Source organism: Thalassotalea hakodatensis (assembly GCF_030295995.1).
Taxonomy (GTDB): Bacteria; Pseudomonadota; Gammaproteobacteria; order Enterobacterales; family Alteromonadaceae; genus Thalassotalea_C; species Thalassotalea_C hakodatensis.
This window is the reverse complement of sequence record NZ_AP027365.1, coordinates 4,176,229-4,202,080: the sequence shown is the minus strand read 5'-3', so window position 1 is coordinate 4,202,080 and position 25,852 is coordinate 4,176,229. Positions and strand designations below refer to the sequence as shown.

Here is a 25,852-nt window from a genome sequence, read left to right as displayed (position 1 = left end):
ATATATTGATCGATATTGGTGTTAACTTAACAAACGCTCGGTTTGATAAAGATCGAGCTGACATTATTTTACGGGCCAAGGCTAACAATGTTAGTGCAATGTTGGTGACCGGTACGAATGTGGCTGAAAGTCAACAAGCGTTAACCTTGTGTCAGCAATATCCTGAGTATTTATCTTGTACCGCGGGCGTTCATCCACATGATGCGGATCACGTGACAGACAATTATTTAGAACAACTACGTGAACTATCTACGCATGAATCAGTTAAAGCGATAGGAGAATGTGGATTAGATTTTAACCGTAATTTCTCTACACCTGAAAACCAACAAAGAGTGTTTAGTCAACAGTTAGCCCTAGCCGCTGATGTGCAATTACCGGTATTTTTACATCAGCGAGATGCTTTTGACAGTTGGCTGGCGATTATTAAGCCATTTATCAATAAAATTCCAGCATTCGTTACGCATTGTTTTACTGGTAGTGAAACGGAAGTGAAACAGTGTTTAGCACATGATATGTATATAGGGATCACTGGCTGGCTATGTGATGAGCGAAGGGGCAGTGAGTTAAGAACAGCTGTTAAGCATATTCCATTAGAGCGGCTAATGATTGAAACAGACGCTCCTTATTTAACACCTCGTACGATTCGGCCAAAGCCTAAAAGTAGCCGAAATGAACCGTCATATTTGCCATATGTAGTGAAAGCATTAGCAGAGATAACGGGTTACTCTGAGCAGACTATCATCGAATACAGTGTTGAAAATAGTCGTTATGTATTTAACTTGGAGCTCTAAATGAGATTACACATTATCTTATTGATTTTGTGCAGTCTATTACTCGTCAGTAATGCTAGTAATGCGGTTACTATGTCATCGTTTTCTTCGATGCCCGTTAATGATAGTGCGACAAAGCTAACACTCTATCTACCGCAGGAAGCCAACAAAGGCTTATCTATTAAACAAGTTAAAAATTTAGCGCCTGATCAATGGCAAAAAGTTTCGAGCCAAGATATAGCGATTAATGCTGGTAACAATTGGCTTAAAGTCGAATTATATAATGCATTAGATCAAACCGTTGATAATCACTTGGTGATTGATGGACGTCAATTTTTGTATCAACATATTATTTATCAAGATGAAGAAAGTCAGCAGTTAACGGATAAAAACCGATTAATATCGAGTACAAAACAAATCAATAATGTGGTGACCAGCCAAATAACCTTATCAGCCAATGAAACCGTTACTTTACTGGTAAAGCTTTCATCCCATGCAAATCGTGTCGTGCAAATCAGAACATTCAATCAATATCGATTTACCCACTACATTGGTCAAGATAGTTTTATTTCTGGTTTGGCAATTGGGGGCTTAATTGCAATGGTCTTCATATTGTTATTTATTTTCTTATCAACAATAAATTATGAAATTTTATTATTGGCGAGTTATTTAGCGGCATTAACAGGGAGTTTAGCCGCAATGTACGGGGTAAATTTTTCTATTTTGCTACCACAATATACCAGTATTCATGGCCAAGAATTTCCTCTTTTTACTGCACTAAGTGCCATTTTGATTCTATGGTTTTGCAGTGAATTATTTAAACTGGCAGATAATCGCCGATATTTATATTGGGCCTATCATCTTATCGGGTGGAGTTTGTTGGTTTTCATTGGTGTTAGTTTCTTTTTGAGCTTTAATGATAATATTTTGATCAGTAATGTGATAAAAATTGTATCTACGCTATTTTTAGCGGCTTTAGCACTTCACTTAGCTCAACGAAAACACCAGTTGGCAGCACTTTTTAGTGCCTTTGTCATTGTGCAAGGCTTTATCGTTTTCACGAATGTTGGCTTATATGATTGGTACCATTTAAATACCGAGTTATATACCGTTGGTTACTGGATAACTGGCTTGCTTATCGTCTTTATTTTAGGACGTCAATCTCACCATGAAAAATACGAAAAATATGCCGCACGACAACAAGCATTAGCCAGTGCTGTAGAATCAAAAAAAGCCCAAGAAGAATTGTTGGTACTGCAAAATGAAAATCAAGAACAATTAGAATTAGCTGTGCAAGAACGAACATTAGAATTAAACATTGCGTTGCAAGAGTTGGAAGATGCCAACAGAGAGTTAGAACAAAAAAATACCCAAGATGAGCTTACGGGTCTATTTAATCGTCGACATTACGATCAAAAGTTATTGGCAGAATTTCGTCGTAGTCGTCGAAATTTAACGCCATTGAGTCTTGTTGTTATTGACATCGATCACTTTAAAGCAATCAATGACAAATATGGACATACCGCAGGTGATGTTTGTTTAGTTAAGCTTGCACAGTTAATGAAAAACATATTACGTCGTAGTAGTGACCTTGGCTTTCGTTATGGTGGTGAAGAGTTTTGTTTGATCTTACCTGAAACAGACTCTGATGGGGCTATTGCTTTAGCAGAAGCGTTAAGAAGTAAAGTATTAGAAACGGCTTTTTCAATTGAAAGTGAGCAATTATCTTTAACGATTTCTTGTGGCGTAGCCACTTATCAACAACAAGCAGATGTTACACCTGTTGAGATCTTTAACATTGCAGACCAAGCGCTTTATCTCGCTAAAACACAAGGTCGTAACCGAGTCATTGCAAAAACAATAGAATCTGATACGAACAATACGTAGAGAGGAATATGATATGAATGGCCAATTTGGCAAATTTCCAGCCCGTCGCATGCGAAGAATGCGTAGAAATTCGTTTTCTCGACAATTGATGGCAGAGCATCAATTAACGGTGAATGATCTTATTTATCCGGTGTTCGTACTTGAGGGTGAACAGCAGCGTGAAGCGGTCGCTTCGATGCCTGGCGTAGAACGTAAAAGCATTGATTTATTGCTAGAAGAAGCGGCTGAGTTAGTTGAATTAGGAGTTCCTGCAATTGCCTTGTTTCCGGTAACACCGGAAGATAAAAAATCATTAATGGCCGAAGAAGCTTATAATCCAGACGGCTTGGCTCAACGAGCAGTACGTGCACTGAAAGCGAAATTTCCTTCACTTGGTGTTATCACCGATGTGGCGCTTGATCCATTCACTGTGCATGGTCAAGATGGCATTTTAGGTGAATCTGGCCTTGACGAAGGTTATGTATTAAATGATGTTACAACAGATATTCTAGTTAAGCAGGCATTATCGCACGCAGTGGCAGGTGCCGACGTGGTTGCTCCATCAGATATGATGGATGGAAGAGTTGGCGCAATTCGTGAGGCATTAGAATCTGAAGGTCATGTAAATACTCGTATTCTCGCTTATTCCGCAAAATATGCCTCGAATTATTATGGTCCCTTTAGAGATGCTGTCGGCTCAGCAGCTAATATTAAAGGAGGTAATAAGCACTCTTATCAAATGGACCCTGCCAATAGCGATGAAGCAATGCATGAAATTGCTCAAGACCTTGAAGAAGGAGCTGATATGGTGATGGTTAAGCCGGGTATGCCCTATCTTGATATAGTTCGTCGGGTGAAAGATGAATTTAAAGTGCCTACTTATGCCTATCAAGTGAGTGGTGAATATGCAATGCATATGGCGGCGATTCAAAACGGTTGGTTAGCTGAGAAGCCATGTGTTATGGAAGGCTTACTAGCCTTCAAACGTGCAGGAGCAGACGGCATTTTAACCTATTTTGCCAAACAAGTTGCTATTTGGCTTAAAGAACAGGCATAGAAAAAGTGGCACATTACCGACAAGCATTTATGGCGCTACACGGTGCGGTGCTGTTATTTGCCTTGTCGGGATTGTTTGCGAAATGGTTAACCATTTCGCCGATTGATATTGTTTTTGGACGTGCTTTTTTTGCCTGTATTGCTTTGGGTTGCTTACTTGTTGTCTACCAAAAACATGATTTATTCACCACAAAATCTCGGCTTTTTGGGCTTTTCATAACCGGCGCTATACTCGCTTTCCATTGGGTCAGCTTTTTTAGCGCTATTCAGATATCTAGCGTAGCGATAGGGTTACTCACGTTCGCCGCGTTTCCTGTTTTTGTGGCGCTGTTTGAACCGTGGTTTTTCACTGAACAGTATAAACTAGATACCTTAATACAAGCAGTTATCACGGTAATAGGCATTTATTTATTATTGCCAAATGAAGCATATGCTAAGAATGCGTTATTAGGTATTTATTGGGGCTTAGCTTCGGCACTTTCTTTTGCGATCCTCACGCTATTAAACCGAAAATTTGTCGCTGAAGTGAAAGCTAAACAGGTAGCTTTTTATCAAAACGGTTTTGCGGCACTGGTGTTATTGCCGTTTATCGACCTTTTCACCGTATCTATGAATTTGTCTCAGTGGCAATTGCTCATGTTATTGGGTGTTGTATTTACGGCGTTGTCTCATTCCTTATTTAACTTCTCGTTAAAAAGATTAAGTGGTCAAACGGCAAGTATTGCTGTAAGTCTAGAGCCGCTATATGGCATTATTGCCGCGTATTTCTTACTAGGTGAACTTGTTAGTATACAAATGATGGTGGGCGGGGGTTTTATTTTATTTGCTAATATTTGGGCTATGTACCTTAAGCGATAAACCAATAGCTTTTAAATGATCATTTTCCTGAATGAGTTCATCAGCAATTAAAGGGTGTAAAGTTAACCAAGCTTTAGGTAAGCATAAGGTGATTTCATTATTAGTAGCGCTGCTTTGATAAACCGGTAATACATCATCTTTTCTGCGGCGACACAAAATAACCGCTATTCTGATAATCGCCAATAAATAACAAGCTGTTTGGAAGTCGCAGGCTGATTGAAGTTTTAATAATTGTGGGTCAATATCAGCGTTGTACATCGTTACAAGCGCGCACAGTAATTGTTTATCGGCCTGATCAAATCCGGGAAGTTGGCTATGTTCGATAATATAGGCGCTGTGTTGTTGATGGTGTTTAAACGCTAACAAAAGCCCGATTTCATGTAATTGACATGCGGCAATTAATAAAGCTAATCCGTTGTCATCGGTTAATGCCCATGACGAGGAAAAGCTCGCATAAAGCTGTTGTGCTTGTGCCAATATATTATTCGCATGAGGTTGATCAACATGACACTTTTCCATCAAAGAATTGATTGTTCGTTGTCGTAAATCAACTTTCTGGTTGTCGGGTAGCATTTCATATAACAACCCTTCTCGTAACGCGCCACTTGAAAGTTGTAACTGAGTGATATTAAAGCATTCAAATAAGGCAATTAAAATGGCAACTCCGCTAGCAAAAACCGGTTTACGTTCGCTAGTTAGGCCGTCAATATCAATAGCATCGAATCGCTGGTATGTGATTAATTTTTGCTTGATATCGTGTAAAAAACTGGTAGTAATCAATGCAGGCTTACGTTGAAACATAAGCACCTCTGAAAGCGCTTGCATAGTACCTGAACCACCTAATACTTTTTGCCAACCGATTGACTTAAATTCTGAAACAAATGGTGTGATAAGTTGCTTAGCAGCATCAACGGCCTGTTGAAAGTTTTTATCGTTAAGTTGTTGATCTGAAAAATAGCGTTTATTAAAAATTACACAACCAATATTCAGACTAATGACTTTATTAGCGTTGGTATTTTGCCCGACGATTATTTCGGTGCTAGCACCTCCAATATCGAACACTAAGCGGTTTGATTCACCGTAGCTAGTATAGGCAACACCCTGATAAATATAACTAGCTTCTTCTATCCCAGTGAGTACACGAATATTTTGGCCGAGTACTTTATTTGCTTGTTTGAGAAATTCGGCTTGATTTGTCGCAATGCGAACTGTAGCGGTTGCCACAATTCTGACGTTTTGTATTGGAATATCTTGTAAGCGCTCAGCAAAAAAACGTAAGCATTCTAAACCTCGCGCGATGGCATCATCGCTCAAATGGTTATGTTTATCTAAGCCAGAAGCTAAGCGTACCTTGCGCTTTACCTTGTCAACAATTTGCACACTGTTTGCTAATTGGCGCGTAATTAACATATGGAAACTGTTAGATCCTAAATCAATTACGGCGTATAACGGTGAGTGAATTGTTGACATGGTTTTATGCACTTACAATAAGTTATCTTCTGTGGTTGCCCGCCCTGCCTCGGTTTTGACCACCTTGATGAGGTTTATGACGTCTTTGCCGTGGCTTAGGTTTCGGGAAATCGGTGATAAGTGCTTCGTGATCGTATTTACTAACAGGCAATGAATGATCAATGTAAGTTTCTATGGCGGGTAAATTAAATACGTACTCTTCACACGCTAGGCTTATTGCATGACCTGTAGCACCTGCACGGCCAGTACGGCCAATACGGTGTACATAATCTTCACAATCATCTGGGAGATCATAATTGAACACGTGTGTTACCTGCGGAATATGTAACCCTCGTGCGGCAACATCTGTTGCAACTAATATATCTAGGTGCCCTTCAGTGAAATGCTCAAGAATTTTTAAACGTTTCTTTTGTGGAACATCACCCGTAAGTAAGCCAACACGTATATCATCTGCAATTAAATGATTGTAAATGTTTTCGCAGCTATGTTTAGTGTTTGCAAAAACAATGGCTTTATCAGGCCACTCTTCTTCAAGCAGTGTTTGTAATAAGCGCATCTTGTCTTCGTTTGAAGGATAAAATAATTCTTCAGAAATACGCGTATTGGTTTTTTGTTCGGGCGCTACTTCAACACTGACTGGGTCGTTCATATGCTCAAAAGCAAGTTCTTTAACGCGGAAAGACAAGGTTGCAGAAAACAGCATGCTTAATCGTTCTGTTGCTGGTGGCATACGCCTAAACATATAGCGAATGTCTTTAATAAAGCCTAAATCAAACATGCGATCAGCTTCATCTAACACGATTACGTCAAGGTTGTTTAAATGATAAGTACCTTGTTTAAAGTAATCGATAAGTCTACCGCAGGTGCCGATTAAAATATCAACACCTTGTTCTAAGGTTTGACGTTGGCTGTCATAGCCTTCACCGCCATAAACAACGCCTAAACGTAGCCCTGTAGATTTAGCCATTTCAATGGCATCACGATGAATTTGAATGGCTAATTCACGTGTCGGCGCCATAATCAAAGCACGAGGTTGATTATGCTCTGTTTTGCCCTTTGAAAGTATGTGGTGGAAAGTGGCAGCCAGAAAAGCGATAGTTTTACCTTCACCTGTTTGTGCTTGCCCTGCAATATCTTTACCTTCAAGTAATACGGGTAATGATTTTGCCTGAATATTTGTGCATTGCTCGAACCCCATCGCAGATAAACCTGCGGTAACTTTAGGGTCAAGGCCTAATTCGATAAATTTTTTATCTGATAAATGTGTTTTGTTCATAGCCGATAAGCTTAACAGGTAAATGTAGTAATAAATACAACCAAGGGTAATAAATCATCACAAAACTGTTAATTATTTCAAGCATTTTACATCCAAATTATGAAAATGACGGTGATTGAGTGTTTAAAATGAATATATGCTATTAATTTTTAGCTATGGTAATTACACTATATACGCGTATAATCTCGATCAATTTGGCGAAGGGCCAGCACAAACGGAGAAAATAATGAGCGATAAAATTGTTCAACTATCAGATGACAGTTTTGAAGCTGACGTCATCAATGCATCAGGTCTAGTATTAGTTGATTTCTGGGCTGAGTGGTGTGGACCTTGTAAAATGATTGCACCATTACTTAATGATATTGCAGATGAATATGCAGACAAAGTAACGGTTGCTAAATTAAATATTGATCAAAATGATGCGACACCGCCTAAGTATGGTATTCGTGGTATTCCAACACTATTGTTATTTAAAGATGGTGCGGTAGCAGACACGAAAGTAGGTGCATTATCAAAAACTCAACTTAAAGAGTTTATTGACGCAAATCTATAGAAGGTTAAGTTGATTTTAGGCTCGCCAATTGCGAGCCTTTTAATTTCTATCATTTGTAACTTTACGCTTTCAATATTTAATGCTAACTTTATAACTCGAAAGAAAATAACATTTCTTCAAATCAAACTCTATTCAAACAACAAGCCAGCAGGCCAACATAAACCGTTAAACAGCCTAAGAACTTCAATATGAATCTTACCGAACTTAAAGAAAAATCCGTCAATGAATTGGTTAAACTAGCTGAATCAATGCAGTTAGAAGACCTTGCTAGAACACGTAAACAAGATATTATTTTTGCAATACTCAAAAAGCATGCTGAAAATGACAATGACATTTTTGGTGGTGGTGTTTTAGAAATACTACAAGATGGCTTTGGCTTTTTACGTTCAGCTGATTCATCATATTTAGCTGGCCCAGATGATATTTACGTTTCTCCGAGCCAAATTCGACGCTTTAGTATGCGTACCGGTGATACCATTGCAGGTAAAATACGCGCACCTAAAAAAGGTGAACGTTACTTTGCATTATTAAAGGTCACAGAAGTCAACTTTGACCGCCCAGAGAATTCACGTAATAAAATCTTATTTGAAAATTTAACGCCGATTCATCCAAATCAGCGCATCACCATGGAACGTGGTAATGGCTCAACTGAAGATATTACGGCGCGAGTGCTTGATTTAGCCTCACCTATTGGTAAAGGCCAACGTGGTTTGATTGTTGCGCCGCCAAAAGCGGGTAAAACGCTATTACTGCAAAACATAGCGCAAAGTATTGCTTATAATCACCCAGAAGCTGAGCTTATGGTGCTATTGATTGACGAGCGCCCGGAAGAAGTAACAGAAATGCAACGCCTTGTGAAAGGCGAAGTTGTTGCATCAACCTTTGACGAGCCAGCCAACCGCCATGTACAAGTGGCAGAAATGGTGATTGAAAAAGCTAAGCGTTTAGTTGAACACAAAAAAGACGTGGTCATTTTGCTTGATTCCATTACCCGTTTAGCGCGTGCTTATAACACTGTTATCCCTTCATCAGGTAAAATTTTAACTGGTGGTGTTGATGCTAATGCCCTACACCGTCCGAAGCGTTTCTTTGGTGCAGCACGAAATATCGAAGAAGGTGGTAGCTTAACCATTATCGCTACAGCGTTAATTGAAACAGGCTCTAAAATGGATGAAGTGATTTACGAGGAGTTTAAAGGTACGGGTAATATGGAATTACACCTTTCTCGTAAAATTGCGGAGAAGCGTGTATTCCCTGCTATTCATTTTAATCGTAGTGGTACACGTCGTGAAGAGTTACTGACTAAGCCTGATGAACTGCAAAAAATGTGGATATTACGCAAAATAGTGCATGAAATGGGTGAGATTGATGCCATGGAGTTTATGATAGATAAGCTGGCCATGACAAAAACGAATGACGAGTTTTTTGACTCGATGAAACGTAAATAAAACATTTCCTGTTTATATAAAAAACGCCAGTATTACTGGCGTTTTTTATGCCTAATAGTTTTACTATTGAATAATTTGTTGTGGTTTAAAACGACAAATAGCCAACAATAGTGTAGTATTCGCGCTTTCAAATATTAAACGTGCAACGAAAAAGTAGCCAATGAAATATAGCGACTTACGAGACTTTATTAACCAGCTTGAAAAATTAGGTCAGTTAAAACGGATCAGTATGCCGATTTCAACTGATTTGATGATGACAGAAATAAGTGACCGCACGCTAAGAGCAGGCGGCCCTGCATTATTATTTGAAAATCCTGAAGGTTATGAAATTCCCGTACTTACCAATCTTTTTGGTACCCCAGAACGGGTTGCATTAGCAATGGGTCAACAAGATGTTGCTGCGTTGCGTGATGTAGGTAAACTACTTGCGATGTTAAAAGAGCCTGAACCACCAAAAGGCTTTAAAGATGCTTTAGCAAAAATACCTGTATATAAACAAGTTTTGAACATGCCGGCTAAGGTGGTGAAAAAAGCCCCCTGTCAAGAAATCGTAATAGCGGGTGATGATGTCGATTTAACTAAGCTACCTATTCAAAAATGCTGGCCAGGTGATGTTGCCCCTCTCATTACTTGGGGTTTAACCGTTACCAAAGGCCCGCATAAATCACGACAGAATTTAGGCATTTATCGTCAGCAATTACTGGGTAAAAATAAAGTGATCATGCGTTGGTTATCACACAGAGGCGGCGCATTAGATTTCCAAGAGTGGAAACAAACAAATCCTGGGGAAAAATTTCCAGTATCTGTGGCTTTAGGTGCTGATCCTGCTACTATTTTAGGTGCTGTAACGCCAGTTCCAGATAGTTTGTCTGAGTATGCATTTGCCGGGCTATTACGTGGAAGTAAAACTGAAGTTGTTAGCTGTATTAGTAACGATTTAGAAGTGCCTGCTTCGGCAGAAATTGTCCTTGAAGGCTACATTGACCCAGAAGAAATGGCACCAGAAGGGCCATATGGCGATCATACTGGTTACTATAATGAAGTTGATGACTTCCCCGTATTTACCGTTACGCATATTACTCAGCGTAAATCACCCATTTATCACAGCACCTATACAGGTAGGCCACCAGATGAACCGGCAATTTTAGGTGTTGCTTTAAACGAAGTTTTTGTGCCGATATTACAAAAACAATTTCCAGAAATTGTTGATTTTTATTTGCCGCCTGAAGGTTGTTCGTATCGATTAGCCGTTGTTACGATGAAAAAGCAATACCCAGGTCATGCGAAACGCGTGATGATGGGGGTATGGTCATTCTTACGACAGTTTATGTACACCAAGTTTGTTATTGTCTGTGACGATGATGTAAATGCTCGAGATTGGAAGGATGTTATCTGGGCGATGACAACGCGTATGGATCCTGCTCGTGATACAACCTTGATAGAAAATACGCCAATCGATTACTTAGATTTTGCCTCACCTGTTTCAGGCTTAGGCTCTAAGATGGGCATGGATGCAACGAACAAATGGCAAGGTGAAACAGACCGAGAATGGGGTGTACCCATCGTTATGGATGAAACGATTAAAACCGCAGTAGATGAAATTTGGTGTGAACTAGGCATCGAAGAAATAGACAAACAACGTAATGAACAGTAATAGTTACGTTCGATAAAGGTTAACAAATGAAGCAAGTACAGTGTAACGTTGAGTCAATTACCTCATTGACTAAGCATGTATATAAAGTGTTATTGCGACCTGAGCAAAAGGTCGACTTTCTGCCCGGGCAATATTTAAATTTCATCATGGATGAAAATGATAAGCGTCCATTCTCAATTGCAAGTTCACCAAATAACGAACTAATCGAATTGCAAATAGGTGCCTTTGGTGCTGATAGTTATCCCATGCAAGTGATTGAGCGTATTAAAGCACATGACAATGTATTGGTTGAAATACCATTAGGCGGTGCAGAGCTGCGTCAAAGTAGTGATCGACCCATTATTTTGTTAGCGGGCGGAACAGGTTTTTCTTATATTAAATCTATGTTTGAATATCTTGCTGATACTGACAGCCAACGTGAAGTTTTAGTATATTGGGGTCTTAGAGAACCAAGCGCTTGTTATGAGCTCGAGCAAACAGCAAATACAGTTGAAGGCTTAGCACACGGTAAATTTATACCTGTTATAGAAACGCCGCATGATGATTGGTCGGGGAGAACAGGTATGGTGCATAAAGTTGTCATGAGTGACATTACAAATTTAGCAGATTATGACATTTATGTTGCCGGACGATTTGATATGGTGGGTGTGGTGCGAACTGATTTCGTCGCCAATGGTGCTAATATCAATCATATGTTTGCCGATGCATTTGCGTATATATAAATTTTTGTTAGTGACAGATAAAGCCCTTTAGCGGGCTTTTTTTATGTAATGTTCACTGCTTGTTTTACAGTCTCTGAGTAATGCTGCAAATTCGGTGAGTGAGCGATCAATATTACCATCAGTAATGAATAAATGTGCCCCAAGGGCTTGTTTTAATGTCTGACATTGATGTAAAAAGCCAGCAATTGGCCCTTTTATTTGTTCGCCATTATTACATTTGTAGGGTTCGAAGTTAATCACAGCCTGTTCGGGTTTAATTAACTCATTAGCGACACAGTAAGTGACTAACGGTCGTTGTTCATGGATCAAATGATTAGCAAGTCTAACTGATATTCTGTCTTTAAAAGTATCGATGTTATCAATTGCTAAGCCGATATAATTCAATTCATCTAGTACTATGCCACGATCATTAGTTAACGGCCGTATTGCCAATATTTGCTGCCATTCAAGCTGCCAGTAGCCCTTTCTATGTTGAAATTTCAAGTATTGTGGCGACAAATAAAAGCTGGTTTTAGGCTCTAATAACTTTAATACACCTAAAGTAACGCCTGCGATACTAGCCAGTATCAAGAACATTAAGACAAACCTAGCTTGCTGCCAATAAAACTGGCTGATCAGAGTAATAATGAGCAGTGCAAGTAAGCTTGTTAAGGTGATAAATAACCCATGGCATTTAGCTTTCGGTTTAATGGTGATGATTGGTGATGTCATGTATTAAAAAAATGTATCTTTTTTATGCTTGATATTTTTATAATAGCCATCATTAACCAAAGAGGAAAACTGATGAGTAAAAAAGATAATAAAAATCATACCACTGAGCATGGTCGAGGTGAAATTAAGCATAATTATTTAGCGGCGCTGGTAACTTCAAAAGCGTTTAAAACACAAGTGGTCAAAGCTAAAAAAGGTAAAGGATCTTTTAGCCGTAAAGTTAAGTACCAAGGCCGAGAGTCTTATTTAATGGCAGCATAATTGCTGTTATTAAATAAGGCTCTCTTTTACTGTTGTCATGCTCATGTCATAGAACAAAAGTATAATAAAACGTTTATGTTTTTGGGGTGTTTAAACATTGTGGCAAATATTTAACTCTTTTCTAATACTTGGTTGTATGTCTTTTGGTGGGCCAATTGCTCATATTGGTTACTTTCATCGCACATTTGTTGATGAAAAAAAATGGTTAACTGAACAAGCCTATAGCAATATCGTTGCCTTATCACAAATATTACCTGGGCCAGGTTCAAGCCAAGTGTGTTTTGCTATTGGTTATCAGCGAGGAGGTATTATTGGCGCTATTTTGGCGTTTCTTGCTTTTACCTTGCCTTCTTTCTTACTGATGTGGTTATTTGCAACGACCTATTCTAACTATAGTGAGCATCCTTATTTAGTCACCTTAATTACTGCCTTTAAATTACTTGCTGTGGTGGTGGTGACTGATGCTGTGTACACCATGTTTACTCAGTTTTGTAAATCCAAAGCAACCCAGACTATTTGTTTGATCACAGCGATAAGTTTACTGCTTTTTCCTATTCCGATGAATCATTTACTGATTTTGACGCTATTTGCATTGATTGGGGCGCGATACTTATCATCAGAATCGTTGAGTAAAGCAGAGTTAATCGATAACAGCCGACCAAAAAATTATTACTGGTTGATAGTATTTATTGCGGTATTTTTACTGAGCTTGTTGACATACACACAACCCATATTGTCATTGTTTACTCGCTACTTTCAAGTGGGAAGTTTAGTTTTTGGTGGTGGTCATGTGGTTTTGCCGTTATTACAAACGGCGACTAATGACGTGGTACAAAATGATATTTTTATGGCGGGTTATGCTGCCGCTCAAGGTGTGCCTGGGCCAATGTTTACCTTTGCAAGTTTCTTAGGTGCTATAGAAATTTCATCTGCACCCATGCTCGGAGCATTAACAGCCACTCTTGCTATTTTTTTACCAGGCTTTTTATTAATGGCTGCTTTTTTACCTAATTGGCAACGTCTTGCGACACATAAAAAAGTTGCAGGCGCTATTATCGCGATTAATGCGGCAGTGGTTGGATTGCTCATCAGTGCGCTTTATCAACCACTCTTTGTTAGTGCAGTGAATTCGGCAACTGACTTTGCTTGGGTTGTTGCGGGAATATTGCTGTTAAAAGTATTGAAGTGGTCAATATTACGTTTGTTGTTCCTTGCTGTGGTTAGTGCGATATTAGGATCTGTTGATCTTTCGCGTGTATTTTTGCAGCCGTTTATTGGTATTTAGACAAGGCATTGCGATGAATATGTGGTTTTTCCACATGAAAAAACAATAACGACGTATAAATGACAAAAAACGCTGCTCTCTGGGTTCAGCTAAACGCTCTTTCTTCATCGTTGTTCGCACTTTACATGGAGTAACCATGCGTCATTGCTCACGCTTTGAACAAAAAGCGTTTAGTTCGAACAAAACTTAATCTCGAAAGAACAACAGACCCTAACCACTTATTTTTAAAGTGTTATCAACATCAGAAATAGAAATTGCTTTTTTTAATGCTGATATCGCTTGTTCAGGTCTATTAAGCTGTTCTAATACGTGAGCGAAAGTCGTGAGATCGAGTGTATCTACTGGTTGTTCAAGGTGTAGGCGGGCATTAAAGGCTTTTTCAGCCATTTCCCACTGTTGATCCATTGCTGATAAATGAGCGAGTGCTGTTAACCATTTTGCGTTTTTCGCATCATGGTGTAAATGTTTTTGCACCGCTTGAATTAATGCATCTACTTGCGTTAGCGGTAACTGCCTTATCGCATAAATGAACTTATCATTCGCGCCCTTTTTAACGGTTGGTAATAATATGTCGGTCAGTGGTTTATTGATGCGATTTGCAGCTAATACTTGGCAATAGGCAAGTAAAACAGTTTCTTCTTGTTTAACCTTACGAGGTAAGTTATTCCAATAATTATTTAATGCCTGCTGGCTTTCTTTGGTAATTTTTTGATGAAAAGCCCCTGAAAATGCAGCTTGTTGCCAACTGTTTATTTGCTGCTGTGTAAAGTGTTTACTTTTTTGTGCTTTATTTAATTGTTCAACCACGTAAAAAAAGCGTTGTTCGATCAAGCTTAAATCGAGTTCCAATGCCAATAAACGGTCATCGTGACCAATAAATTTATGATATTTGTCGATAAGTGTTCTTGCGCTGGAAAATTCTTGATGGTTTAACAATAATTTTATCGTGATTAAGACTGACTCTAATCCTGTTTCTTTAACGTCGAGTTGATCGCCATTTATTTGCTGTAAATAATGTTTTGTGTTGTCCGGTAATCCTTGTAAGTTAGCTGCATTTGCAGCCATTAAGTAGGCAGTTTCGGTAAAAGGGATGCTATCAGCAGATTTAACTAATAAATGTTCAGCCTGTTTATTATCGCCTAATACGTAAGCGGCAATGCCTTTTTGAAAGTTGCGTAACGCCCGTCGTTGACCAGAAAATCTAATTTTATGCCAAGCAGAAAAGCTTAATGATAAGCCGCCGCGCAATAACTTCAGAGTAATCAATAAGCTAATAAATAAAATTATGATAGCAATTAGGGCGGTAACAACCGTTGATTCAATAGTGTAGTCGCCCATGGCAACTAAAATGTACCCTTTTTCACCTATAAGAACAGGGCTGAGTGCAACTGCAGCAAAAAATAAAATAAGCGCTAAAATAAGGCGTTTCATATAACGTCTCCGTGTTGTTCGCTAATATCGTTTTGCTGTTCCTTTTGTTGTGTAGGCGAGTTTAGAGGTGTTTGTGGCTGAGGAAGCGTTTCAAGCTCAGGTTCACTCATGTGTTGCTTAATTGCTTCTAGTGATTGCAAACTACTTGGCAGCTGAAATTCGATGGTTTCATTTTTAAGCACCTGTAACGCTTGATTAAATTTTATTGTTTTTGATTCATTGGTGTCAAAGTATGTGAGTAACCACGATTGTGCTTTATTTAACGATGCCAAATATAGCGTGTTATTTTCTTTACTTGCTGCCCATTGAGCTTGTTGTAAAGTCAGCGATAAATTTTCTTTTAAGTTTTGTTGATGGGCAGGTGACATTAGCGGCTCTACTTGGCCACTACGTCGTCTAATAGTGATAAAATCTTGTTTAAAACGTTGCCAAGTTTTGGCTAGATTTTCACGCCAATCAGCAGTGTTGTTTGAAAGCGTTAAGTCTTCTTCGCTTTCAATTGGCTCCGGAATGTCAGCCATTGCTAAGGGTAATTGTGCAATTTGCTCCTCTAAGGCCATTAACGTTAATGTTACTTCTTCTGTGGTTAATTCAGGCACCAGTTTTAACGCTTCAATATCGGCTCTGATTAATTGTCTAATCGATAAGAACTCAGCAGAATCTAACGCTTTTAGGCGTTCATCGGCGTCTTTTAGTAAGTTAATTGCTGCTTGCGTATCTCGCTCAAACCAGATAGTTCTACTCGCAATACGAATTAAATAGTTTGCTTCATGTAAAAGCCAATCTTCTGGTGATGATTGTTCTAATCGAGAGATTTGAGCATTTAATTGCGCAATACGGGCGTCGTGTTGTGCCGTTATTTCTGCTAATGCGCTGGTAAGCTGCTGCTGAGAATCAACCTGCTGTTGACGCAGAAGCTGTGTGACTTGTTGGCCAAACTGCTCGCTGTTTTGTTGTATTTGCGTGTTTATTGCCGTTTTTTGCTCAGATGCATGTTGTTGATGCCAATAAAATAAGGCTGCTACACCTGCAATGGTGAATAAAGACAATAAAAGTGAGACAAGTGCTGTTTTTGAAATAGGCTGCTTAGGGGAAGCCAAGGAAGTACGTGCACTAGTTCTAACGGGGTTGCTTGGCGAATCCGTAGGTTTATTAACGTGAGCGCTTTTTTTAGTAGGTTGCTCAGTGCTTTTAAGTGTGCTGTCAGGCGTATTTTTATCAGAAGATGATGAGTCAGTCATAGGGTTATTCCATGCCTTTTAATGTTGTCACAATGGCGTTATCACTGGCGCCGTTACTGATCAATATATTGCGTAAGCCTAATGCACTAGCTGTATTTGCTACGCGTTTACTGGGCACAATATACGTGCAATGCTGCGTCCAATAATCATCCATTGGTTTGAGAACATCAACCATGCGTATTAATTGTGATTCACTAGTGATGACCATAGCGTTAATTTGCTTATTTTTCCAGACTTTGTCTTGTTCTGCGGCAATATTAAGCCAATTTCGTTGATAACTTTCAAAATAATCTACGTTAGCCCCACGCTTAATTAATGATTGTGCTAAATGTTCTCTACCGCCGTCCCCGCGTATAATTAATACATGTTGATTCACAACCTTTTCTGCTGCAAGTTCAGGTAATGCTAGCATACCTTCACTGTTGTGTTGTGTTGGACATATTGCTTGGTAACCGAGGTTTTTCAGACATTGTTGAGTTTTTTCACCTACGGCAATAATAGAGGTATCTTGCATCAGCCAATGAGATAACGCATAGCTATTATGTGCAGACTCAACCGCTGCTTGGCTAATAAAAATAACAATATTGGGTTGAAACGTGTTGATTAACGACTCAAGCTGCGTGCCATCACCTTTATCTTGATATGCTAGTAATGGCTGACATAAATTATTGATACCCGCTGAATTAAGCGCCTGTTGTAATTGCCAACAGGCGGGTTCAGGGCGGGTATTTAGCACATACAGGTTACTGTTCATATACCTGTTTTAAAATGTTGTCAGCACCTTGCGCGAGTAATTTCTCGGCTAAAGTATTGCCTAATGATTCGGCTTGGTCGGCTTGTCCGGTAACTTCATCACTGATGATTTTACTGCCGTCTACCGCGCCGACCAATCCGCGTAAATAAATTGTTGAACCTTCAAGTGTCGCGTAGCTCCCAATAGGGACCTGACAACCACCCTCTAATTTAGCATTCATTGCACGTTCGGCTAACACTCTAGTACGTGTTTCTGCGCATTCTAAAGGCGCCAATAATGCCTTAACGTGTTCATCGTCTGTTCTACATTCAATGCCTACAGCACCTTGACCATTGGCGGGTAACATGACTTCTGGCGCAATGTATTGACGAATGCGGTCTAACATTTTTAATCGAATTAGACCTGCTGAGGCTAATACGATAGCGTCAAACTCTCCAGCATCGAGTTTAGCAAGACGGGTGTTAACATTGCCACGTAAGCTTCGAATAACGAGATCAGGACGCATCGCTCGTAATTGGCTTTCACGGCGTAAACTTGACGTACCTACAACAGCACCTTGTGGTAATTCTTCAACGCTATTGACAGTATTTGAAACGAACGCATCGCGAGGATCTTCACGCGGACAAATAACTTCCAAACCTAGCCCCTCAGGAAACTCAACGGGCACGTCTTTCATTGAGTGAACGGCAATATCCGCTTTGTTTTCTAAAATTGCCACTTCTAACTCTTTGATAAATAATCCTTTACCGCCAACTTTCGCTAAGGGCGTATCTAAAATAATATCACCTTTTGTCGTCATAGGTACAAGTTCAACAGTAATGTTTTGATGAAAATGTTCAAGTTGAGCTTTTACATACTCTGCTTGCCAAAGTGCTAAAGCACTTTTTCGTGTGGCGATACGAATGATAGGTTGTGTCATGCGGGATCCTAATTATTGTGCGCTTAAAGTCACGTGTGCGTCTGCTTGTTTAGTTACAGCGTCTGAGATAAATTGCCAAAATTCACCACCACCGCGTTTGTCGATCCATTGTTCATTGTCATAGTGAAAATGATGACCGTTAAATTTGGTAGCAACCCAAATTTCATGCAATGGCGCTTGCTTATTAATGATGATTTTACTGGCATTTTTGAAGGTTAACGTTAGCATACCACCAACACCTTCATAATCGATATCAATACCGCAGTCTTCTATCGCTTCTTCAAGTGTCAGTAATAGGTCGTCTGCCATTAAATTGTACTGTGTATCGTTCATTGAGTGGTCCTTTTATTGAATCGAAAAAATTAGTCTTCGATTCGTTGGTAATTGATGGTCATGAGATTATAAAACGTCTATCATGGGAAAAAAATCGAATTAATCAAAAATGCGTAAACAAAATTCAATTATTTTCGGTGGCTTACTCTCAATAGTGTTGTTTTCCGGCTGTGGAATGCCTGGTCCTTTATACCAAGAATCAAACGAGAAAAAAACACAGTCTAATACTGTTATTGAGCAACCGGTAGAAAAACAGGAACAACAATAGTGGATTTTTTTAATCGTCGCTCGGCGCAGTTATATGCCGAAGATTGTGCCGTTGCTGAATTAGCGAAAAACTACGGCACACCTTTATTTGTCTATTCTAGGGCAACCATTGAACGTCATTGGCATGCCTTTGATAACGCTGCGGCGGGTCGAAAGCATTTGGTCTGCTATGCGGTAAAAGCCAATAGTAATATCGCGGTGCTGAATATTTTAGCGCGATTAGGATCAGGCTTTGATATTGTTTCAAAAGGCGAGTTAGCACGCGTGTTAGAAGCCGGCGGTGATCCTGCTAAAGTGGTTTTTTCGGGTGTTGGTAAAAAAGCGGGTGAAATAGCCTACGCTTTAGAAAAAGGCATTTATTGTTTTAATGTTGAATCAGAAGCTGAGCTTGCGCGTATACAGCAAGTAGCACAATCAATGAATAAAATCGCACCTATTTCTTTGCGGGTGAATCCTGACGTTGATGCCGGCACGCATCCCTATATTTCTACAGGGTTGAAAGAGAATAAATTTGGCGTAAGTATTGATGATGCCTACCGTATTTATGCACACGCAGCTACTTTGTCTCACATCAATGTGAAAGGTATAGATAGTCATATTGGTTCTCAGCTTACCGAAATAGCCCCGTTTTTAGATGCCCTTGATCGCGTGTTGGTTTTAGTTGATAGCTTGGCTGAGCAGGGTATAACACTTTCTCATATTGATGTCGGTGGTGGCCTAGGTGTGTGTTATCAAGATGAGCAACCGCCTCATCCTCAACAATATGCAGAAGCTATTGCAGAAAAATTGTCTGACAGAGATATTACACTTATTTATGAACCCGGCCGAGCAATTATGGCTAATGCTGGTATTTTGGTGACTGAAGTTGAGTTTTTAAAAACCAATCAAGATAGACATTTTGCGATTGTTGATGGTGCAATGAATGACCTTATCCGCCCTGCGCTATATCAAGCTTGGCAAGCAATCATACCCGTGATAAAGCACAATAACGTTCCGGAAAAAAATTATGATGTAGTGGGCCCAGTGTGTGAAACGGGGGATTTTCTCGGTAAAGATAGAGCATTGGCTATTGAAGCGGGTGATTTACTTGCCGTTCGATCGTCAGGTGCCTATGGCTTTACCATGAGTTCAAATTATAATAGTCGACCAAGAGCCGCGGAAGTGATGGTAGATGGTGACAAAGCATTTGTTATCAGGCAGCGCGAGTCATTAGCAAGTTTATGGCAGGGAGAAGCCTTGCTTCCTTAAGAGAGCTAGATGTTAGTAAATTTTTCAAAAATGCATGGGTTGGGTAATGATTTTTTAGTGCTCGATAACGTGACACAAAATGTGTATTTACCTAATGAGCAAATCAAAATGCTCGCTGATCGAAACTTTGGTATTGGCTTTGACCAACTACTGATTGTCGAGCCGCCATACGATCCTGATTTAGATTTTCATTATCGCATTTTTAATGCTGATGGTAGTGAGGTTAGCCAATGTGGGAATGGCGCCAGATGCTTTGCTCGTTTTGTTAAAATGAAAGGGCTAACCGGGCGTAATAAAATTCGTGTATCTACGCACTCAGGTAAAATGACGCTTTTTATAGAGCGTGATGGTAACGTGACCGTCAATATGCCAGTCCCGCAATTAGAACCGAGTAAAATACCTTTTACTGCTCAAAAAGCAGAAGGTACTTACATCTTACGAAGTGACGAAGAAACGGTGCTGTGTGGTGCTGCGTCAATGGGTAACCCGCATTGCGTGCTAACTGTTGACGATGTTTCGAAAGCGCCAGTTGAGTATTTAGGCGCGCGCTTGGCAACTCATGATCGCTTCCCTCAAGGAGCAAATGTAGGGTTTATGGAGATTGTTTCTCCTGAATTCATTAAATTACGCGTTTTTGAGCGAGGATCCGCAGAAACATTAGCTTGCGGCAGTGGCGCATGTGCTGCTGTTGTTGTTGGGCAAATTCAGAAAAAACTCGCCAAACAAGTCACCGTGCAATTACCTGGTGGCAAATTAAAAATATACTGGAAAGGCCCCGGTAGTCCTGTAAAAATGACAGGACCAGCGGTGCATGTTTTCGATGGACAAATTCATATATGAGTAAACATGAAACCTCAATTACTGCTGAAAACTCAACAGAAAACTTAGTGGTACCAGATGTCGATATACAATTAACCGATGAGTTAATTGTGACCTATTTACAAGATAACCCGGACTTTTTTAATCGACAGCCAGATTTAGTCGCTCAACTACGTTTATCAGATCCTCACCGAGGCGCTATTTCACTCGTTGAACGTCAACAGTTGGCATTACGCACAAAAGTACAAACGTTAGAAGAAGAAATTACTCATTTGATGTCAGTAGCGAATCAAAATGAACAACTATTTTCTTTATACAGTGATTTATATCTACGCTTACTCGATTGTGAAACCGCAGCAGAGTTATTAAATTGTTTGCGCCAAGCAACGACTGAACTATTATCTTTAAAGTCATTAAAGGTATGGCTTGTAGCACCTTATAGTTTTGAGCATGATTGTCTTATAGAGCAAGATTGTCAGGAAATTTTGGATAATAGATTACAGGCAGAAGATTATTATTTTGGTCGTATTCAACAGCGTGAACAGCAAATGGTTTTTGATCAAGCCTGTGAAGGCTCGGTTGTCATGATTAAATTAGAGCATCACGAAAAAGTGATAGGCTTCATTGCCATCAGTTCTCAAGATGCGGATCACTTTGAGCCAAGAATGGATACCTTACTATTGAACCAATTTAGGAAGTTAGTGGCTAAATTATTGGTGCAACTCCAGGCAAGTTAATGCGTTATAACCGTCGTTTATTGCCTTTTAAGGCCATTAGTTTTGACCTTGATGATACGTTGTATCATAACGCTCCAGTGATGTTAGCGACTGATGAAAAAATGCAGCAATACTTCGCTGAATTGCTACCTGATGGCCAGTATGGCTATCAGTATTGGTTTCGCTTTCGTCAGCAAGCGTTATTAGATAATGCCGAGCTAATACATGATGTTGGCGAGTTAAGGCTAGTGAGTTATCGTTTAGGCTTAATGGCGCTAGGTTTTGATAAAGCGCAGGCAGAAACGATGGCGCAGCAGGCGCTTCAATACTTTGTTGAACAACGTAGCAACTTTGTTGTGCCTGACGCTGTACATGAACTATTATCAAAACTAGGAAAGAAATGGCCTTTAATCGCGATTTCTAATGGAAATGTAGATACAAGGGCGATTAATCTGGCACAATATTTTTCCTATATTTATCATGCAGGCCAAGGTAATAAACAAAAGCCTTCTGCCGATATGTTTGCAAAAACTTGTCAGCAATTATTAATTAAGCCTATTGAACTTTTACATGTTGGTGACTGTGGCATTAACGATATTATTGGCGCTGCCCAATTTGGCTGTCAAACCGCATGGGTATCGACTTATGATGTTGGTCAGCCAATTAAGCAACTAGCAACGCTAGAGTTGCGACATATCACCGAATTAAGCCGTTTAATTAATTAACACCTTTACAACGAGAGACACCCTATGGATGTATCTGAACTATTAGATTCACTTAATGATAAACAACGTGAAGCGGTAGGCGCTCCGTTACGAAATATGCTGGTGTTAGCAGGCGCAGGTAGCGGGAAAACACGAGTATTGGTACAGAGAATTGCATGGCTTATGCAAGTTGAGAAAGTATCGCCGCACAGCATTCTTGCTGTTACATTTACCAATAAAGCGGCGGCTGAAATGCGAGCACGAGTTGAACAAATGGTAGGTGGCAATATCCATGGTATGTGGATCGGTACCTTTCATGGGCTAGCACATCGATTATTGCGTATGCACTTTCAAGAGGCTAACTTACCGCAAAGCTTTCAAGTGTTGGACTCTGACGATCAGCTGCGCTTAATAAAACGTATTTTACGCGCGTTAAATCTTGACGAAAAACGTTGGCCAGCAAAACAAATGCAATGGTATATCAACGGCAAAAAAGATGAAGGGCTACGTGCTAATCATATTGAAACCCATTACGATCAAACAGAAGAAACCTTTGTTAAAGTTTACCAAGCGTATCAAGACGCCTGTGATCGTGCTGGGTTGGTAGATTTTGCTGAATTATTACTACGTGCACATGAACTTTGGTTGCACCATCCGATTCTGTTACGGCACTATCAACAGCGATTTTCTCAAATTTTAGTGGATGAATTTCAAGATACCAATGCGATTCAATACGCCTGGTTAAACTTGCTTGGCCGAGAGCAAAGCAATGTGATGATCGTGGGGGACGACGACCAATCAATCTACGGTTGGCGTGGTGCGAAAATAGAGAATATACAACGATTTTTAGATGATTTTACCGGCGCTGAAACCATACGTTTAGAGCAAAACTATCGCTCAACTGCCAATATTTTAACGGCTGCAAATAAGTTAATTGATAACAATAACAATCGCTTGGGGAAAGACCTTTGGACACAAGGTGAACAAGGGGAAAAAATTGCTATTTATACTGCCTTTAATGAAATAGATGAAGCACGTTTCATTGCTGGCAGAATAGAGCAATGGCGAAGTGATAACGGTGATTTAAACAATGTAGCTATCTTATATCGTAGTAATGCGCAGTCGCGTATTTTGGAAGAAGCATTACTTCAAGCGAATTTACCCTACCGTATTTATGGTGGTTTACGCTTTTTTGAACGCCAAGAAATTAAGGATGCATTAGCTTATTTACGGATAATTAATAATCGAGATGATGATGCAGCGTTTGAGCGTATTATCAATACCCCAACACGAGGTATTGGTAATCAAACGTTATCGTTAGTACGCGATGCTGCACGTAGTTTGCAAATGACCATGTGGCAAGCATGTCAAACTATGTTGGCAAGCGATCAGTTAAAAGGCCGTAGTGCAAAGGTCATTAACGTGTTTGTCGAACTGATCGATCAACTTGAAGATGAATCACAACATTTAGATTTAGATCAACAAGCAAACTTTGTTATTCAACACAGTGGCTTAAAAGCGATGTATCAAGCTGAAAAAGGCGAACGAGCAGAAGCGCGTATTGAAAACTTAAATGAATTAGTTACTGCTTGCCAAACCTTTGAAGTAGATCCTGAACTTGAACAAGAGCAAAGTGAACTGACGAGCTTTTTAACCCATGCTGCGCTAGAATCTGGTGAAGGACAAGCCGATGAATTTGAACATGCAGTACAGCTAATGACAATGCATTCTGCTAAAGGGTTAGAGTTTCCTTTAGTGTTTATTGCTGGCTTGGAAGAAGGCATGTTTCCTTCGCAGCAGTCATTAGAAGAAATTGGTCGTTTAGAAGAAGAGCGACGTTTATGTTATGTTGGTATGACACGGGCAATGGAAAAGTTATATTTATGTCATGCAGAAAGCCGTCGCCTATACGGACAAGAAAAAATTCATCCGGCAAGTCGGTTTTTACGTGAATTGCCAAGTGATTGTGTAGAAGAAATACGAATGCAAAACCAAGTTACTCGCCCTAAATCTTCTGGCCGGTTTGCTAATACCATTTCGTTAGAAACATTCGAGGGAACAGGCTTTAAGTTAGGACAATCTGTTGTCCATCAAAAATTTGGTGAAGGTGTTGTGTTAAATTATGAAGGTAATGGCGCTCAAAGTCGTGTTCAGGTAAATTTTGCAGAAGTCGGTAGCAAATGGCTGGTAATTGCCTATGCTAATTTAAAAGCATTATAAATTTAGGTAAGTTGATGTCAGATAAGTTGTTAGTAGTAGAAGACAGTAATTCGATAGCAGCTGTGATTAAAAAAATTGGTCAAACTTTAGGCTATCAAGTCACTGTGGCTAAGAGTCACGAAGATGTAGTTGCTATTTTAAAAGAAGATGCTTCTTTTTTTGCGGCTACATTAGATTATAACTTACCTGATGCTCAGCAAGGCGAAGTGATTAATACCGTGTTGTCACATGATATTCCAAGTGTGGTGATCACTGGTAAAATGGATGAAGAAACCCGGGCAAAAATTCTAGCACAACCGGTGATTGATTATATTCCGAAAGAAAACAGTCAAGCTTATATGTACCTAAAGCGGATACTATATTGGCAAAAAGCTAATAGAGGAACAGGGGTGTTAGTTGTCGATGATTCGCGTTCTGCGCGTAATTACATAGTTCAATTATTAAAGCGACGAAATTTTGAAGTGTTTGTTGCCGATACAGGCCCTTCTGCCTTAAAAACAATGAAAGAACAACCCCATATAAAGCTGGTGATCACCGATTTAGAAATGCCGATTATGGATGGCATTGAATTAACTAATGAGCTTCGCAAGCATTATAATAAAGAACAACTTGCTATTGTTGGTATATCTGGAGCTGCTAATCCCATGTTGTCTGCGCGATTTATCAAAAATGGTGCTGATGATTTTCTACGTAAGCCGTTTTGTACTGAAGAATTTTATTGCCGAATGATGCAGAATATTGAAAATTTGCATAATATTGAGATGATTCAAAAAGCGGCAAACACCGATTACTTAACTGAATTACCTAATCGCCGCGCTTTTTTTAGTGATGCTGAAAAATATTTAAAAGAATACATTGCTGCAGGTAATTGCTTTGGTTTAGTGATGATTGACATTGATTACTTTAAACGTATTAATGATCAATATGGCCATGATGCCGGTGATCATATCTTAAAGTATTTAGCGCTTTATATGAGAAAACATATACCAAATAGTTTATTAGCAAGGTTAGGTGGTGAAGAGTTTGCTGTGTTGATTTCAGGAGAAAACCAAGAAGGTTTATATCAAGTGCTTGATAATTTCCGACAAAAGTTGTCTACTTCGACGGTAAAATACGCCCAGCAAGATATTCATTTTTCAGTCAGTATGGGCGTAGTGTTTAATAGTCATTTATCGCTTGCTGAACAAATGAATATTGCTGATCAAGGACTATATCAATCAAAAGAAAATGGTCGTAATCAGATCACCATCATGGAGTGAATACAACATCG

General features: G+C 39.5%; 25 protein-coding genes. 17 read left to right on the top strand and 8 right to left on the bottom strand.

The features are described 5' to 3' along the window. The first annotated feature begins 5 nt into the window (after nucleotides 1-5). From QUE72_RS18615 to QUE72_RS18600, 4 genes are read left to right on the top strand one after another with little or no spacing between them, the layout of a single operon-like run. The gene (locus QUE72_RS18615; RefSeq protein WP_286270665.1) at nucleotides 6-791 is read left to right on the top strand and encodes a TatD family hydrolase; all 786 of its coding nucleotides are present in this window, start codon (nucleotides 6-8) and stop codon (nucleotides 789-791) included. Then, nucleotides 792-2,657, top strand: coding sequence for a sensor domain-containing diguanylate cyclase (locus tag QUE72_RS18610; protein WP_286270663.1), 1,866 nt, complete (start codon nucleotides 792-794; stop codon nucleotides 2,655-2,657). 13 nt (nucleotides 2,658-2,670) lie between these two features. Further along, complete coding sequence (gene hemB, locus QUE72_RS18605) at nucleotides 2,671-3,693, top strand: porphobilinogen synthase (protein WP_286270662.1); 1,023 nt, start codon at nucleotides 2,671-2,673, stop codon at nucleotides 3,691-3,693. Nucleotides 3,694-3,698: 5 nt separating this feature from the next. Continuing rightward, nucleotides 3,699-4,550: a DMT family transporter gene (locus QUE72_RS18600; RefSeq protein ID WP_286270660.1), complete on the top strand. Its 852-nt coding sequence runs from the start codon at nucleotides 3,699-3,701 to the stop codon at nucleotides 4,548-4,550. Here QUE72_RS18600 and QUE72_RS18595 read toward each other — a convergent pair. Both QUE72_RS18595 and rhlB read right to left on the bottom strand, forming a co-directional pair. Next, entirely contained in the window at nucleotides 4,512-6,020 is a 1,509-nt protein-coding gene (locus QUE72_RS18595; RefSeq protein WP_286270657.1) for a Ppx/GppA phosphatase family protein, read from the bottom strand. The genes QUE72_RS18600 and QUE72_RS18595 overlap by 39 nt on opposite strands. Before the next feature lie 22 nt (nucleotides 6,021-6,042). Further along, a complete protein-coding gene (gene rhlB / locus QUE72_RS18590; RefSeq protein WP_286270655.1) occupies nucleotides 6,043-7,296 on the bottom strand; it encodes an ATP-dependent RNA helicase RhlB in 1,254 nt (417 codons plus the stop codon). A gap of 226 nt (nucleotides 7,297-7,522) precedes the next feature. Between rhlB and trxA the strand changes: the two genes are divergently transcribed. The 4 genes from trxA (at nucleotide 7,523) to fre (ending at nucleotide 11,673) form a co-directional block, all read left to right on the top strand. Then, on the top strand, nucleotides 7,523-7,849 hold the full coding sequence (gene trxA, locus QUE72_RS18585) for a thioredoxin TrxA (RefSeq protein WP_074496918.1): 327 nt from the start codon (nucleotides 7,523-7,525) through the stop codon (nucleotides 7,847-7,849). A gap of 188 nt (nucleotides 7,850-8,037) precedes the next feature. Next, on the top strand, nucleotides 8,038-9,297 hold the full coding sequence (gene rho / locus QUE72_RS18580) for a transcription termination factor Rho (RefSeq protein ID WP_074496772.1): 1,260 nt from the start codon (nucleotides 8,038-8,040) through the stop codon (nucleotides 9,295-9,297). A 160-nt stretch (nucleotides 9,298-9,457) separates the two neighbouring features. Continuing rightward, nucleotides 9,458-10,951 (top strand): 4-hydroxy-3-polyprenylbenzoate decarboxylase, encoded by a 1,494-nt coding sequence (gene ubiD / locus QUE72_RS18575; protein WP_286270654.1) that lies wholly within the window; start codon nucleotides 9,458-9,460, stop codon nucleotides 10,949-10,951. A gap of 26 nt (nucleotides 10,952-10,977) precedes the next feature. Continuing rightward, complete coding sequence (fre, locus tag QUE72_RS18570; protein WP_286270653.1) at nucleotides 10,978-11,673, top strand: NAD(P)H-flavin reductase; 696 nt, start codon at nucleotides 10,978-10,980, stop codon at nucleotides 11,671-11,673. A gap of 27 nt (nucleotides 11,674-11,700) precedes the next feature. On the opposite strand, the gene QUE72_RS18565 is transcribed toward fre, so the two are convergent. After that, a complete protein-coding gene (locus QUE72_RS18565) occupies nucleotides 11,701-12,384 on the bottom strand; it encodes a DUF2982 domain-containing protein (RefSeq protein WP_074496780.1) in 684 nt (227 codons plus the stop codon). A gap of 72 nt (nucleotides 12,385-12,456) precedes the next feature. On the opposite strand from QUE72_RS18565, the gene arfA reads away from it, so the two are divergent. Beyond that, entirely contained in the window at nucleotides 12,457-12,645 is a 189-nt protein-coding gene (gene arfA, locus QUE72_RS18560) for an alternative ribosome rescue factor ArfA (RefSeq protein ID WP_286270652.1), read from the top strand. A 97-nt stretch (nucleotides 12,646-12,742) separates the two neighbouring features. After that, a complete protein-coding gene (gene chrA / locus QUE72_RS18555) occupies nucleotides 12,743-13,930 on the top strand; it encodes a chromate efflux transporter (RefSeq protein WP_074496785.1) in 1,188 nt (395 codons plus the stop codon). Nucleotides 13,931-14,140: 210 nt separating this feature from the next. Here chrA and QUE72_RS18550 read toward each other — a convergent pair whose 3' ends face one another. The 5 genes from QUE72_RS18550 to cyaY are packed head-to-tail and all read right to left on the bottom strand — an operon-like array spanning nucleotide 14,141 to nucleotide 18,608. After that, a complete protein-coding gene (locus QUE72_RS18550; protein WP_286270651.1) occupies nucleotides 14,141-15,361 on the bottom strand; it encodes a heme biosynthesis HemY N-terminal domain-containing protein in 1,221 nt (406 codons plus the stop codon). Next, nucleotides 15,358-16,602 (bottom strand): uroporphyrinogen-III C-methyltransferase, encoded by a 1,245-nt coding sequence (locus QUE72_RS18545; protein WP_286270649.1) that lies wholly within the window; start codon nucleotides 16,600-16,602, stop codon nucleotides 15,358-15,360. Before QUE72_RS18545 ends, QUE72_RS18550 begins: the two co-directional genes overlap by 4 nt. Before the next feature lie 4 nt (nucleotides 16,603-16,606). After that, complete coding sequence (locus QUE72_RS18540) at nucleotides 16,607-17,356, bottom strand: uroporphyrinogen-III synthase (RefSeq protein WP_286270647.1); 750 nt, start codon at nucleotides 17,354-17,356, stop codon at nucleotides 16,607-16,609. Then, nucleotides 17,346-18,275, bottom strand: a complete 930-nt coding sequence (gene hemC, locus QUE72_RS18535) for a hydroxymethylbilane synthase (RefSeq protein ID WP_074496791.1) — start codon at nucleotides 18,273-18,275, stop codon at nucleotides 17,346-17,348. The genes QUE72_RS18540 and hemC overlap by 11 nt, the downstream gene beginning before the upstream one ends. 12 nt (nucleotides 18,276-18,287) lie before the next feature. Further along, complete coding sequence (gene cyaY, locus QUE72_RS18530; protein ID WP_074496794.1) at nucleotides 18,288-18,608, bottom strand: iron donor protein CyaY; 321 nt, start codon at nucleotides 18,606-18,608, stop codon at nucleotides 18,288-18,290. 109 nt (nucleotides 18,609-18,717) lie between these two features. Here cyaY and QUE72_RS18525 point away from each other — a divergent pair, with 109 nt between their 5' ends. From QUE72_RS18525 to QUE72_RS18495, 7 genes are read left to right on the top strand one after another with little or no spacing between them, the layout of a single operon-like run. Next, on the top strand, nucleotides 18,718-18,876 hold the full coding sequence (locus tag QUE72_RS18525) for a lipoprotein (protein WP_175573077.1): 159 nt from the start codon (nucleotides 18,718-18,720) through the stop codon (nucleotides 18,874-18,876). After that, nucleotides 18,876-20,123, top strand: a complete 1,248-nt coding sequence (lysA, locus tag QUE72_RS18520) for a diaminopimelate decarboxylase (protein ID WP_286270645.1) — start codon at nucleotides 18,876-18,878, stop codon at nucleotides 20,121-20,123. The genes QUE72_RS18525 and lysA overlap by 1 nt, the downstream gene beginning before the upstream one ends. 9 nt (nucleotides 20,124-20,132) lie before the next feature. Next, entirely contained in the window at nucleotides 20,133-20,963 is an 831-nt protein-coding gene (gene dapF / locus QUE72_RS18515) for a diaminopimelate epimerase (protein ID WP_074496800.1), read from the top strand. Beyond that, entirely contained in the window at nucleotides 20,960-21,679 is a 720-nt protein-coding gene (locus QUE72_RS18510) for a DUF484 family protein (RefSeq protein WP_083601913.1), read from the top strand. The genes dapF and QUE72_RS18510 overlap by 4 nt, the downstream gene beginning before the upstream one ends. Further along, the gene (locus QUE72_RS18505) at nucleotides 21,679-22,383 is read left to right on the top strand and encodes an HAD-IA family hydrolase (RefSeq protein WP_074496802.1); all 705 of its coding nucleotides are present in this window, start codon (nucleotides 21,679-21,681) and stop codon (nucleotides 22,381-22,383) included. The genes QUE72_RS18510 and QUE72_RS18505 overlap by 1 nt, the downstream gene beginning before the upstream one ends. A 24-nt stretch (nucleotides 22,384-22,407) precedes the next feature. Next, nucleotides 22,408-24,582 (top strand): DNA helicase II, encoded by a 2,175-nt coding sequence (gene uvrD / locus QUE72_RS18500; RefSeq protein ID WP_286270641.1) that lies wholly within the window; start codon nucleotides 22,408-22,410, stop codon nucleotides 24,580-24,582. A gap of 14 nt (nucleotides 24,583-24,596) precedes the next feature. After that, on the top strand, nucleotides 24,597-25,841 hold the full coding sequence (locus tag QUE72_RS18495; RefSeq protein WP_286270640.1) for a response regulator: 1,245 nt from the start codon (nucleotides 24,597-24,599) through the stop codon (nucleotides 25,839-25,841). Nucleotides 25,842-25,852 lie beyond the last annotated feature (11 nt).

Coding starts and splice junctions, on each gene's coding strand:
- QUE72_RS18610 (WP_286270663.1), top strand. CDS start 792: ATGAGATTACACATTATCTTATTGATTTTGTGCAGTCTATTACTCGTC.
- hemB (WP_286270662.1), top strand. CDS start 2,671: ATGAATGGCCAATTTGGCAAATTTCCAGCCCGTCGCATGCGAAGAATG.
- QUE72_RS18595 (WP_286270657.1), bottom strand. CDS start 6,020: ATGTCAACAATTCACTCACCGTTATACGCCGTAATTGATTTAGGATCT.
- rhlB (WP_286270655.1), bottom strand. CDS start 7,296: ATGAACAAAACACATTTATCAGATAAAAAATTTATCGAATTAGGCCTT.
- trxA (WP_074496918.1), top strand. CDS start 7,523: ATGAGCGATAAAATTGTTCAACTATCAGATGACAGTTTTGAAGCTGAC.
- rho (WP_074496772.1), top strand. CDS start 8,038: ATGAATCTTACCGAACTTAAAGAAAAATCCGTCAATGAATTGGTTAAA.
- ubiD (WP_286270654.1), top strand. CDS start 9,458: ATGAAATATAGCGACTTACGAGACTTTATTAACCAGCTTGAAAAATTA.
- fre (WP_286270653.1), top strand. CDS start 10,978: ATGAAGCAAGTACAGTGTAACGTTGAGTCAATTACCTCATTGACTAAG.
- QUE72_RS18565 (WP_074496780.1), bottom strand. CDS start 12,384: ATGACATCACCAATCATCACCATTAAACCGAAAGCTAAATGCCATGGG.
- arfA (WP_286270652.1), top strand. CDS start 12,457: ATGAGTAAAAAAGATAATAAAAATCATACCACTGAGCATGGTCGAGGT.
- QUE72_RS18550 (WP_286270651.1), bottom strand. CDS start 15,361: ATGAAACGCCTTATTTTAGCGCTTATTTTATTTTTTGCTGCAGTTGCA.
- QUE72_RS18545 (WP_286270649.1), bottom strand. CDS start 16,602: ATGACTGACTCATCATCTTCTGATAAAAATACGCCTGACAGCACACTT.
- QUE72_RS18540 (WP_286270647.1), bottom strand. CDS start 17,356: ATGAACAGTAACCTGTATGTGCTAAATACCCGCCCTGAACCCGCCTGT.
- hemC (WP_074496791.1), bottom strand. CDS start 18,275: ATGACACAACCTATCATTCGTATCGCCACACGAAAAAGTGCTTTAGCA.
- cyaY (WP_074496794.1), bottom strand. CDS start 18,608: ATGAACGATACACAGTACAATTTAATGGCAGACGACCTATTACTGACA.
- QUE72_RS18525 (WP_175573077.1), top strand. CDS start 18,718: ATGCGTAAACAAAATTCAATTATTTTCGGTGGCTTACTCTCAATAGTG.
- dapF (WP_074496800.1), top strand. CDS start 20,133: ATGTTAGTAAATTTTTCAAAAATGCATGGGTTGGGTAATGATTTTTTA.
- QUE72_RS18510 (WP_083601913.1), top strand. CDS start 20,960: ATGAGTAAACATGAAACCTCAATTACTGCTGAAAACTCAACAGAAAAC.
- QUE72_RS18505 (WP_074496802.1), top strand. CDS start 21,679: ATGCGTTATAACCGTCGTTTATTGCCTTTTAAGGCCATTAGTTTTGAC.
- uvrD (WP_286270641.1), top strand. CDS start 22,408: ATGGATGTATCTGAACTATTAGATTCACTTAATGATAAACAACGTGAA.
- QUE72_RS18495 (WP_286270640.1), top strand. CDS start 24,597: ATGTCAGATAAGTTGTTAGTAGTAGAAGACAGTAATTCGATAGCAGCT.